The organism is Clostridioides sp. ES-W-0018-02 (assembly GCF_020658175.1).
Classification (GTDB): domain Bacteria; phylum Bacillota; class Clostridia; order Peptostreptococcales; family Peptostreptococcaceae; genus Clostridioides.
This window is the reverse complement of the sequence record NZ_JACVVY010000015.1, coordinates 34,026-46,168: the sequence shown is the minus strand read 5'-3', so window position 1 is coordinate 46,168 and position 12,143 is coordinate 34,026. Positions and strand designations below refer to the sequence as shown.

The window sequence follows — 12,143 nt, the reverse complement described above, 5'->3', positions numbered from 1 at the left end:
GGTGTCCCGCGTTCGAGTCGCGGATAGATCACCAATGGAGAGGTGTCCGAGTGGTTTAAGGAGCTGGTCTTGAAAACCAGTGACTTCGAAAGGGGCCGTGGGTTCGAATCCCACCCTCTCCGCCAAATGCCCAGATAGCTCAGTCGGTAGAGCAGGGGACTGAAAATCCCCGTGTCGGTGGTTCGATTCCGCCTCTGGGCACCAAGAATATGGCGGTATAGCTTAGTTGGCTAGAGCGTTCGGTTCATACCCGAAAGGTCATAGGTTCGACTCCTATTACCGCTACTAAAAATTTAATGTGGGCCATTAGCTCAGTTGGTTAGAGCGCCCGGCTCATAACCGGTAGGTCTGGGGTTCGAGTCCCTGATGGCCCACCACATTAAATTTGAAGATATATGGTGGGTATAGCTCAGTTGGTTAGAGCGCCAGATTGTGGCTCTGGAGGTCGTGAGTTCGACTCTCATTATCCACCCCAACTAATATGGTCTATTAGCTCAGTCGGTAGAGCACCTGACTTTTAATCAGGGTGTCCCGCGTTCGAGTCGCGGATAGATCACCAAAAAGGTGGCGACATAGCCAAGTGGTAAGGCAGTGGACTGCAACTCCTTGATCCCCAGTTCGAATCTGGGTGTCGCCTCCAATAAAATGCGCTCATAGCTCAACTGGATAGAGTGTCTGACTACGAATCAGAAGGTTAGGGGTTCGAGTCCCTTTGGGCGCACCATATAAACATCGAGGGATTATAGCTCAGCTGGGAGAGCACCTGCCTTACAAGCAGGGGGTCACAGGTTCGAGCCCTGTTAATCCCACCAGTGCAAACCTCTAGTAATTTTACTAGAGGTTTTATTTTTGATTAAAAAAGATTTATATTTAGGAGGTAAAAAGTTTGTATATAATTATAGGAAATGAAATAGTTGATAGTGAAGAACTTAAAATAATAATAGATAAGAATAGTAAGTTCAAAGTTGAAAAGGATTTGAGTAAAAGCACAAAAAGAGAGGACATAATAGCTTATCAATTAAGTATAAATATGGATTATTTAGATACTATTATAAGTGAGCAAGATGAATATATCACCTTATCTGATGAGGAAAAATTTGATGAATATATGACTTTATCTGATGAACTTGCACTAGGTTTAGAAGAACTTATGCCAAAGTACACAATAATAAATGCTAGAGCATATAAATTAGATGAGGTAGAAGGAGTAGTAAAAATAATACTAGTTATAGCATATGCAGATTTAGGTCATCTAAAACTTTCTGATGTAATAAAACGTTTGTTAAGACAGATAGATTAAGATATGAACTATATTGAGAAAAGTATGTGAAATATTACGTAAAGATGAAAATAATTATGTAAACAGAGAAAAAAATAGTATAAAATAAGGTCAATTGTAGAAATTTTCACACAAGTTTGTCTGAAATCCCATAAAAAACCCCTTAATTTTAGTGAGGTAAATTGAGTTTATACAGTCTAAAAATTATATATATTTATAAATTTATCTTATTAATTAAGGAACTTGCTTAAACATCTTCAAAAATAAAGTATTTTAGTCTATAATCTTTAATATTACACAAACAATAAAGGAGAAGAATAGAGTATGCTTAAAAAGTTTAATAAAATACTAGTAGCTAATAGAGGCGAAATAGCTATAAGAATATTTAGAGCCTGTTCAGAATTGGGGATAAAAAGTGTTGGTATATATAGTAAAGAAGATAAATACGGATTATTTAGAACAAAAGCAGATGAATCATATTTAATAGGGGAAGGCAAAGGTCCAATAGATGCATACTTAGATATGGATGGAATAATAGACTTAGCAAAGAGAAAAAAAGTTGACGCTATACATCCAGGATATGGTTTTCTAGCAGAAAATGCAGAATTTGCTCGTAAATGTGAAGAAAATGGAATTACTTTTATAGGCCCATCATCTAAAGTAATGAATATGATGGGGGATAAGATAAACTCTAAAAAAATTGCAAAAGAAGTTAATGTTCAAACTATACCAGGTGTGGAAAAAGCAATAAGAAGTACTGAAGAAGCAAAAGAAGTTGCAAATAAAATAGGTTATCCTGTTATGATAAAAGCATCTAATGGTGGTGGCGGTAGAGGTATGAGAATCGTACATCATGAAAAAGATTTAGAGCTTGAATATGAAACTGCTTGTAGTGAATCAAGAAAAGCTTTTGGTGAAGATATTATATTCATAGAAAAATATATAGCTGACCCAAAACATATAGAAGTTCAAATATTAGGGGATAACTATGGAAATATAGTTCATTTATACGAAAGAGATTGTTCTGTTCAAAGAAGACATCAAAAGATAATAGAATATGCACCAGCATTTTCATTAGATGAAAAAGTAAGAAAAGAAATATGTGATGATGCAGTCAAGTTATCAAAATATGTAGGCTATTCTAATGCAGGGACACTAGAATTCTTAGTAGATGCAAATGGTGGTCATTATTTTATAGAAATGAATACAAGAGTACAAGTTGAGCATACTGTAACAGAAATGGTTACAGGAATAGATATAGTTCAAAGTCAAATATTAATAGCTCAAGGATACAGCCTAGATAGTGAAGAAATAAATATAAAATCACAAGATGATGTTGAAATAAGAGGGTATTCTATCCAATGTAGAATAACTACAGAAGACCCTAAAAATAGATTTATGCCAGACACAGGTAAAATTCAAGTTTATAGAACTGGTTCAGGATTTGGTATAAGACTAGATGGTGGAAATGGATTTACAGGAGCAAACATAAGTCCTCACTATGATAGTTTACTGGTTAAGACAATATCTTGGGATAGAACATTCCAAGGAGCAATAAACAAAACTATAAGATCTATAAAAGAACTTAGAGTTAGAGGTGTTAAGACTAATGTAGGATTCTTAGTTAATGTCTTAAATAATCCTATATTCTCAAATGGTAAATGTAGTACTAAATTTATAGATGAAAATCCAGATTTATTTGAAATAACAGAAAGTAAAGATAGAGGAACAAAATTACTTCAATTTATAGGTGATGTAATTGTAAATGATAACGCTTGTCAAGAAAAACCATTATTTGATGCGTTACATGAACCAAGAATGAATAAAGATGGTTCAAAGGCAGAAGGAAGTAAGATACTTTTTGATAAGTTAGGTAAATCTGCATATATAGAAAAAATAAAAAATGATAAAAGACTATTATTAACAGATACAACAATGAGAGATGCACATCAATCATTATTGGCAACAAGATTAAGAACATATGATTTATTAAAAGCTGCTAAACCAACAGAAAAATATCAAAAAGATTTATTCTCACTTGAAATGTGGGGTGGAGCTACTTATGATGTTGCATATAGATTCTTAAAAGAGTCACCTTGGCGTAGATTACAAAAACTAAGAGAAGAAATACCAAGTATAATGTTCCAAATGTTGCTTAGAGCATCAAATGGAGTTGGATATAAAAACTATCCAGATAATGTAATAGAAGAATTTACAAAAGAGTCTGCTAAACAAGGAATAGATGTATTTAGAATATTTGACTCATTAAACTGGGTTGAAAATATGAAACCATCTATTAATACAGCTCTAGAAACTGGAAAAATAGTTGAAGCAACTATGTGTTATACAGGTGATATATTAGATAAGACTAAAACTAAATATGACTTAGAATATTATATTAAGATGGCAAAAGAGTTAGAAAGTTTAGGAGCAGACATAATAGCAATAAAAGATATGTCAGGACTTCTTAAACCATATTCTGCTTATACATTAGTTAAAGAACTAAAGAAAAATGTAAAAGCACCAATACATTTACACACTCATGATACAAGTGGAAATGGTGTGGCAACTTGTTTGATGGCATCAGAAGCTGGTGTAGATATAATTGATGCTGCATTAGAATCTATGGCAGGACTTACAAGTCAACCATCACTTAATGCAATAGTAGAAGCTCTTAAAAATACAGAAAGAGATACAGGTATAGATTTATTTGGATATGATGAGTTAGGAAAATACTATAAAGATTTAAGAAAAGTCTATAATAAATTTGAAAGTGACTTAACTAACTCTTGTGCAGAAATATACAATTTTGAAATACCAGGAGGTCAATATACAAACTTAAAACCTCAAGCTGATAGTTTAGGATTAGTTAATAGATTTGATGAAGTTAAAGAAAAATATAAAGAAGCTAATGAAGTTGTAGGAGATATAATAAAAGTAACACCATCTTCAAAAGTTGTAGGAGATTTAGCTATCTTTATGACTAAAAATAAATTAGATAAAAACAATATAATAGAAGAAGGTAAGAACTTATCATTCCCAGATTCTGTTGTAGACTACTGTAAAGGTATGATTGGTCAACCAGAAGGTGGAGTCCCAAAAGATTTACAAGAAGTAGTTTTAAAAGGCGAAGAAGCTATTACAGTAAGACCTGGTTCACTATTACCAGCAGAAGATTTTGATGACATAGCAAAATATCTAAATGAAAAATATGATATAAATGCAAATATAAGAAATGTTATAAGTTATGCTTTATATCCAAAAGTTTATGAAGACTATATTAAACATTTACAACATTATAATGATATATCTAAACTTGAAAGTGATGTATTCTTCTATGGATTAAATAAAAATGAAGAATGTGAAGTAGAAATAGAAGAAGGTAAAGTATTAACAATAAGATTAGTTGAAATTGGTGAAGTTAAAGAAGATGGATTTAGAACTATAGGCTTTGAATTAAATGGAATGGTTAGAGAAGTGGAAATAAAAGATAGAAACTTCTCTGGAAAAGTTACTAATGTTGAGAAAGCTGATATGAATGATCCACTTCAAATCGGAGCAAGTATACCAGGAAAAGTTATAAAAATAATGGTTAAAGAAGAAGATGAAGTAAAAGCAAATCAACCATTAATAGTTATAGAAGCAATGAAAATGGAAACTATAATAGTTGCTAAAACTGATGGAGTAATTAAATCAATTAAAGTAAAAGAAGATGATATGGTTGAAGATAAACAACTATTAATGATAATGAAATAATTGAATTGAAACAACTTATAAAACACTCTAAAATATTTTTATTAAATATTTAGAGTGTTTTTATTTGTTTAAATTAAATATTTGTTAAAAAAAAGAGGAAAATTATATCCCTATGTAGAAATAAAGCTAGTAAGGAAAATGTTATCTAAAAATTCTAAAAATAATAAACATTTTCTAGACTATTTCTTAGGAAATAACAGCTAAGAGAAAATACATAAATTTAAAAGGTGGGTGCTTATATGAAGGTTTATGATAGTAATATGTTGAGAAATGTAGCAGTATTAGGACATAGCGGATGTGGTAAAACAAATCTAATCGAAACTATAGCTTACACAGCAAACACTAATAAGATACCTAAATTAACTGACAAGGTAAATATGACTTATAGTATGGGATTAATACCTATAGAATATAATGACTATAAGTTTAACTTATTGGATACACCAGGATATTTTGACTTTAGCGGAGACGTTGTATCATCTCTTAGAGCAAGTGATGCAGCAATAATAGTAATAGATGCAACAGCACCTATTCAAGTTGGTACAGAGAAATCATTAGAACTAACTGAGAGTATTCCTAAGATAATGTTTATAAATAAAATAGATAATGAAAAAGCAAGATATAAAGATGCAATAGCAATGTTAAGAGAAAAATACAATAATAAGATAGTTCCAATGATAAGTCCTATATACAAAGATAAAAACTTTGTCAAGTTACATAATGTATTTGAAAATATAGATGATTTAGAAGGTGAATTTAAAGAACAAGCTATGAGTGTAAAAGAAGCTTTAATGGAACTTATAGCAGAAACAGATGATCAAATATTAGATAAGTATTTTAATGGAGAAGAGTTAACTACAGAAGAAATCCAAAAAGGTATTGTTATAGGTATACAAAGAGGAGATATTATACCTGTAATATGTGGTTCAACTATAAATAATATAGGAACAAAAGAAATTTTAGATACAATATCAAATTATCTAGAACCTATATTTACAGAAGAGAGTAAGCCATTTAAAGGATTAGTATTTAAAACTATGGTTGACCCATTTGTAGGAAAAATGTCATATATAAAAATTACTCAAGGTGCAATTTCTAAAGATAAAGAAGTTTTTAATATAAACAAAAACATAAAAGAAAAAATAGCTAACATATATACATTGAGAAATAGTGAGTTAGTTGAAATAGACAAAGCTAAGGCTGGTGATGTAGTAGTTGTAACTAAAGTTAATTCTCTAAAGACAGGAGATACTATATCTGTAGATAAAGATGCAGAAGCTTTAGATAAGATAGACTTCCCTAAACCACAAATATATTATGCTGTTAATCCTAAGAATAAGGGTGATGAAGAAAAGGTAGCTGCTGTATTAAACAAACTTGTAGAGGAAGACCCTACATTACATTGGTATAGAAATACAGAGACAAAACAAGCTCTTTTAGGAGGACAAGGGGAGCTTCATATAAAAACAATTAAAAATAAAATGAAAGATAAGTTCGGGGTAGATGTTGAATTAAATGACCTTAAAGTTCCTTATAGAGAAACTATAAAGGAAACAGCTGATGTACAAGGTAAGCATAAGAAACAATCAGGTGGCCATGGTCAATATGGAGATGTAAAGATAAGATTTGAAAGATGTGAATCTGATTTTGAATTTACAGAAGAAATATTTGGTGGGTCTGTACCAAAACAATATATACCAGCAGTAGAAAAAGGGTTAAAAGATTCTATGCAAAAAGGAGTATTGGCTGGTTTCCCTGTTACAAATATAAAGGCTACACTTTATGATGGTTCATACCATGATGTAGACTCTTCTGAAATGGCTTTTAAGATGGCAGCAAGTGCAGCATTTAAAAAAGGTATGGAGGAAGCTCATCCAATATTATTAGAGCCTATTATGAAACTTAAGATAACTGTTCCAGAAGAATATATGGGAGATGTTATGGGAGATATAAACAAGAGAAGAGGAAAAATATTTGGTATGGAGCCAGATAACAAAGGAAAACAAATAATATTTGCAGAGGCTCCACAAGCAGAAACATTTAAATATGCAATAGATTTAAGAGCAATGACACAAGGTAGAGGGTATTTTGAAATGGAATTAGAAAGATATGGAGAGGTTCCATCACAATTTGCAGAAAAAATAATTGGACTAGCTACTGCAAAGTAATAAAGAAGATAGAACATTAAATAATTAATATCCATCTATTATGTAAAATAATTTTGTAATTAAAACTAGGTATATACTTATTTTAAAGAAGTGTATATCTAGTTTTTATGTGTTTTTATAAAAAACAAGAAAAAACCAAATTAAAGTAATAAAAAATGTGAAGAATAAAAGACACTTTCTTAAACTATTTTAATAAAAGAAAGTATCTTTTTATATTATTATTTTTAGAAATGTTTAATAATAATGATATGAAGGTATATTTACAAATAAAAGGTATAGATACATTAAAAATCAATTAATAACCAATAATTTTAAGACTTAATTGTTATAAATGTAAGAAGTAGAAGATTATATTTAACAAAAGATGGACACCTTATTTAAATTATTATGAAAAAAATAAATTTACACAATTTAGGGCTTTAAAAATTTAAATAATAGGTGTAAAATAGTAGTCAAAGAAAGTCAAAATAAAAAGGTGTGTGGTGATATAAATGGCAACTATGACAGATATAATTGAAAAATTTATTAAAGATTTGATGGAAGAGGATAATAGTATACAGATTCAAAGAAATGAACTAGCAAACTTGTTTAGTTGTGCACCATCACAAATAAATTATGTTTTAACAACAAGGTTTACCATAGATAAAGGTTATTATATAGAAAGCAAAAAAGGTGGCGGAGGATATGTTCAGATAGAAAAAATACGAAGAAGCAAAGATGGACATATTAGAGAAATACTAAACGAAAGAATAGGAAGCCAAATATCCTATAAGAAAGCAAAAGAGTTGGTGGAAAGTTTGAGAGAATCAGACTTAATTAGTGAAAGAGAATTAAAACTAATATTATATGCAATAGATGATAAATCATTATGTATGCCAGTATATGAATTAAAAGAGAAGGTAAGGTCTAATGTTTTAAAGAATATAATAATAGGAGTATTTAGTATAGAGGAGTGATAATTTATGCTATGTCAAAAATGCAATAAAAATAAAGCATCTGTATATTATAATAAAATAGTCAATGGAGAAAAGACAGAAATGTATCTGTGTAGTGAATGTGCTAAAGAAAATACAGAGATGAATTTTAATTTAGATATGCCTTTTTCAATGATGGATATATTTTCTAACCTAGGATTTCAACCTAAAAAAGAGCTTGAAGAAAAGTTAGTTTGCCAAAAATGTAATATGACATATAGTGAATTTAAGAATAATGGAAGATTTGGATGCAGTGAATGTTACAATGCATTTAGTAGTCAAGTAAATCCAATGCTTCAAAATATACATGGTCATATAGAACATATAGGTAAGGCACCTAAAAAATCTTTTTATAAAATAAGTGTAGAAAATGAGATTAGAGAATTAAAAGAAGATTTGGATAGAGCTATAAAAAATGAAGAGTATGAATTAGCTGCTCAATTTAGAGATAAGATTAAGTATTTGAAAGGCTCTATTGACTAAGATTGGAGTGATATTATGAAAGAGAATATAGTCATGAAATCAAGAGTTAGGCTGGCTAGGAACTTGAGCAATTATCCTTTTCCAAATAGGTTAGATAAAGAGTGTGCTATGGAAATAATAGAAAAGGTAAAAAATGCATTTATGAATTCTAGTTTAGAACATAAAGAAGAGTTTGATTTCTATAAGATTGAAGATTTAGATCAATCTAAAAAGATGCTCATGGTTGAAGAGCATATGATAAGTCCAGACTTAGCAGAAAATGATAAAAGTGCTGTTATAGTAAAAAAAGATAAAACTGTAAGTATAATGATAAATGAAGAAGACCATATAAGAATACAAACTATGTGTGATGATTTAAATTTAGAAAATGCTTATAACATAGCAAATGAGATAGATGATTTATTAGAATCAAATTTAGAGTATGCATTTAGCACAAAGTTGGGTTATCTAACATCTTGCCCAACTAACACGGGAACTGGAATGAGAGCTTCTGTAATGATGCACTTGCCTGCATTGAGTCAATTAAGCTATATGGATGAACTTTATAAGATTTCATCACAAATAGGTATAGCAATAAGAGGTATATATGGAGAGCGAACAGAAGCATTGGGAAATATATACCAAATATCTAATCAGCTTACGCTTGGAAGAACAGAGTCTAATATTATAGAGAATGTAAGTGGTCTTACAAAGGATGCAATTTCAAAAGAAGTGAAAGCCAGAGAAATATTACAAAAAAAATTGGGTATAAAATTAGAAGATAAAATATTTAGGTCAATAGGAACACTTGAAAATTCAAGGGTAATGAGTAGTTCAGAGGCAATGAGTCATCTATCAAATATAAAAATGGGAATAGAAATGAACTATATAAAAAAACTAGATTTAAAAGCTATAGAACAACTTATGATAGGTATACAACCAGCACATCAGTCAATAATGTATAAGAGTGATGATGTTGAAAATAGAGATATAAATAGAGCAACATACATTAGAGAAACTTTGGAAAAATTAAGAGGAGGGATAAATTATGAACTTCAATAGATTTACACAAAGAGCTAAAAAAGCAATTGATTTAGCGTTTGAGTCTGCTAAAAACTTAGGGCATAATATTGTTGGAAGCGAGCATATACTTTTAGGGCTTTTAAAAGAAGAAGAAGGAATAGCTGCCAAAGTTCTAAGTAAAGTTGGATTTACAGAGGCTTATTTAGAAGGCAAAATAATTGATATGGAAGGTAAGGGAGAAGGAATTCCAGAAGACATAGTATTAAGCCCAAGAAGTAAACAAATATTGGAACTATCAGGAATGTTTGCAAATAAATTAAAAACAAATTATATAGGAACTGAGCATATATTATTAGCTATTATTCAAGAAGGTGAAGGAATAGCTAATAAAGTTTTGAACTATGCAGGTGTAAATGACAGAACTCTAGCCCAATTAACAATTGATATGATGGGTATGAGTGATAATAATCAATATAAATCAAAAAATAGTTACACGGGCAACCAAAATCAAACAGAGTCCAAGATTCTCGATAAATATGGAAGAAATCTTACACTATATGCAAAACAAAATAAAATAGACCCTGTTATAGGAAGAGAAAAAGAAATACAAAGAGTTATACAAATATTAAGTAGAAGAACTAAAAACAACCCTGTACTAATAGGAGATCCAGGAGTAGGTAAAACAGCTATAGCTGAAGGTTTAGCAACAAATATAGCATTAGGAAATGTTCCAGAAACACTAAAAAGTAAAACTTTGTATTCTTTAGAGATGGGTTCATTATTAGCTGGTGCTAAGTATAGAGGAGAATTTGAAGAAAGAATTAAAGAAGTTGTAGATGAAGTTGTTAAAAATGGAAATATAATTTTATTTATAGATGAGATGCATACCATAATAGGAGCTGGGTCTACAGGAGAAGGATCTATAGATGCGTCAAATATATTAAAACCTGCATTAGCTAGAGGAGAAATACAAGTTATAGGTGCAACAACAATAGATGAGTATAGAAAGCATGTTGAAAAAGACTCTGCACTAGAAAGAAGATTCCAACCAGTTATGGTGGATGAACCAAGTAAAGAAGATTCAATAAAAATATTAGAAGGATTGAGAGATAAATATGAAGCTCATCACAAAGTTAAAATAACTGATGATGCTATAAAAACAGCTGTAGAATTATCAACTAGATATATATCAGATAGATATCTACCAGATAAAGCTATAGATTTGATTGATGAAGCGGCATCAAAAGTGAGGCTAAAGGAAAATACTCCTCCAGCCGAAATAAAAAAATTAGAATTAGAAATAGAAAATATAGATAAAGAAAAAGAAGAGGCAGTAAGATGCCAAGATTTTGAGAAAGCAGCAAAAATAAGAGATGAACAAGGTATACTTAAAAAACAATTAGAAGATGTTAGAGAAAAATGGAATAAGTCATCTAAACATTCTGATTTAGTTGATGGAGAAGTCATTGCTGAAGTAGTAGGTTTATGGACAGGAATACCTGTTAATAAAATTCTTGAGGAAGAAGCTGATAGACTCTTAAAACTTGAAGAAATCTTACACAATAGAGTTATAGGTCAAGAGCAAGCAGTAAAATCTATTTCCAAGGCAATAAGAAGGTCAAGAGCAGGTCTTAAGGACCCTAATAGACCAATCGGCTCATTCTTATTTTTAGGACCTACAGGAGTAGGGAAAACAGAGTTATCTAAGGCATTAGCAGAAGTGCAATTTGGAGATGAAAATCAAATAATAAGAATTGATATGTCTGAATATATGGAAAAACATGCTGTATCAAGAATGATAGGTTCACCTCCTGGTTATATAGGTCATGATGAAGGAGGTCAATTAACTGAAAAAGTAAGAAGAAACCCATATTCAGTTATTTTATTTGATGAGATAGAGAAAGCTCATCCAGATGTGTTTAATATTCTATTACAAATTCTAGATGATGGTAGATTAACAGATTCAAAAGGAAGAACTGTTGACTTTAAGAATACTATTGTGATAATGACATCAAATGTTGGTGCATCTACAATTGGTAGACAAAAAACTTTAGGGTTTAGTATAGCTAAAGGAGATGAAGAAGAAAAGTCTCAATATGAAAAAATGAAAGAAAACATAATGGGTGAATTAAAGCAAAGATTCAGACCAGAGTTTTTAAATAGAATAGATGATATAATAGTTTTCCATTCATTAAATACAGAGCATATATCTAAAATAGTAATTTTAATGGTAGATAAATTACAAGAAAGACTAAAAGATATGGATATAAAACTAGAAATGAGTGATGAAGCTATAAAATTAATTTCTAAATCTGGATTTGATTTGGAATATGGAGCAAGACCTCTTAAAAGAGCCTTACAAAAAGAACTAGAAGATGAGTTATCTGAAGCGATTTTAAGAGGCGATGTAAAAAAAGGAAGTAATATAATAGCAAAAGTTAAAGATGAAAAAATAGTTTTTGAAACTAAATAATTCAATAG

At 30.3% G+C, this 12,143-nt stretch carries 7 protein-coding genes and 9 tRNA genes; all 16 read left to right on the top strand.

Annotated elements, in window-relative coordinates:
- The first annotated feature begins 36 nt into the window (after positions 1–36).
- The 16 genes from IC219_RS19435 to IC219_RS19360 all read left to right on the top strand — a co-directional run bounded on the left by IC219_RS19435 (position 37) and on the right by IC219_RS19360 (position 12,135).
- A tRNA-Ser gene (locus tag IC219_RS19435) sits at positions 37–125 on the top strand.
- Between the two features lie 3 nt (positions 126–128).
- A tRNA-Phe gene (locus IC219_RS19430) sits at positions 129–204 on the top strand.
- 7 nt (positions 205–211) lie between these two features.
- Positions 212–285, top strand: a tRNA-Met gene (locus IC219_RS19425).
- Between the two features lie 15 nt (positions 286–300).
- Positions 301–377, top strand: a tRNA-Ile gene (locus tag IC219_RS19420).
- 21 nt (positions 378–398) lie between these two features.
- Positions 399–475, top strand: a tRNA-His gene (locus tag IC219_RS19415).
- A gap of 8 nt (positions 476–483) precedes the next feature.
- Positions 484–559 (top strand) — tRNA-Lys (locus tag IC219_RS19410).
- A 7-nt stretch (positions 560–566) separates the two neighbouring features.
- Positions 567–640: transfer RNA gene (locus IC219_RS19405), tRNA-Cys, on the top strand.
- Between the two features lie 7 nt (positions 641–647).
- A tRNA-Arg gene (locus tag IC219_RS19400) sits at positions 648–724 on the top strand.
- Positions 725–736: 12 nt separating this feature from the next.
- A tRNA-Val gene (locus IC219_RS19395) sits at positions 737–812 on the top strand.
- Positions 813–886: 74 nt separating this feature from the next.
- Positions 887–1,300 (top strand): hypothetical protein, encoded by a 414-nt coding sequence (locus tag IC219_RS19390; RefSeq protein WP_227437120.1) that lies wholly within the window; start codon positions 887–889, stop codon positions 1,298–1,300.
- Between the two features lie 303 nt (positions 1,301–1,603).
- Positions 1,604–5,035 (top strand): pyruvate carboxylase, encoded by a 3,432-nt coding sequence (locus IC219_RS19385; protein WP_227483617.1) that lies wholly within the window; start codon positions 1,604–1,606, stop codon positions 5,033–5,035.
- A 239-nt stretch (positions 5,036–5,274) separates the two neighbouring features.
- The gene (locus IC219_RS19380) at positions 5,275–7,203 is read left to right on the top strand and encodes an elongation factor G (protein WP_227437116.1); all 1,929 of its coding nucleotides are present in this window, start codon (positions 5,275–5,277) and stop codon (positions 7,201–7,203) included.
- Between the two features lie 491 nt (positions 7,204–7,694).
- A complete protein-coding gene (locus tag IC219_RS19375) occupies positions 7,695–8,159 on the top strand; it encodes a CtsR family transcriptional regulator (protein WP_227437114.1) in 465 nt (154 codons plus the stop codon).
- Positions 8,160–8,165: 6 nt separating this feature from the next.
- Positions 8,166–8,660, top strand: a complete 495-nt coding sequence (locus IC219_RS19370; protein WP_227437113.1) for a UvrB/UvrC motif-containing protein — start codon at positions 8,166–8,168, stop codon at positions 8,658–8,660.
- A gap of 15 nt (positions 8,661–8,675) precedes the next feature.
- Positions 8,676–9,701: a protein arginine kinase gene (locus IC219_RS19365; protein WP_227853438.1), complete on the top strand. Its 1,026-nt coding sequence runs from the start codon at positions 8,676–8,678 to the stop codon at positions 9,699–9,701.
- Positions 9,688–12,135, top strand: coding sequence for an ATP-dependent Clp protease ATP-binding subunit (locus tag IC219_RS19360; RefSeq protein ID WP_227831913.1), 2,448 nt, complete (start codon positions 9,688–9,690; stop codon positions 12,133–12,135). The genes IC219_RS19365 and IC219_RS19360 overlap by 14 nt, the downstream gene beginning before the upstream one ends.
- Positions 12,136–12,143 lie beyond the last annotated feature (8 nt).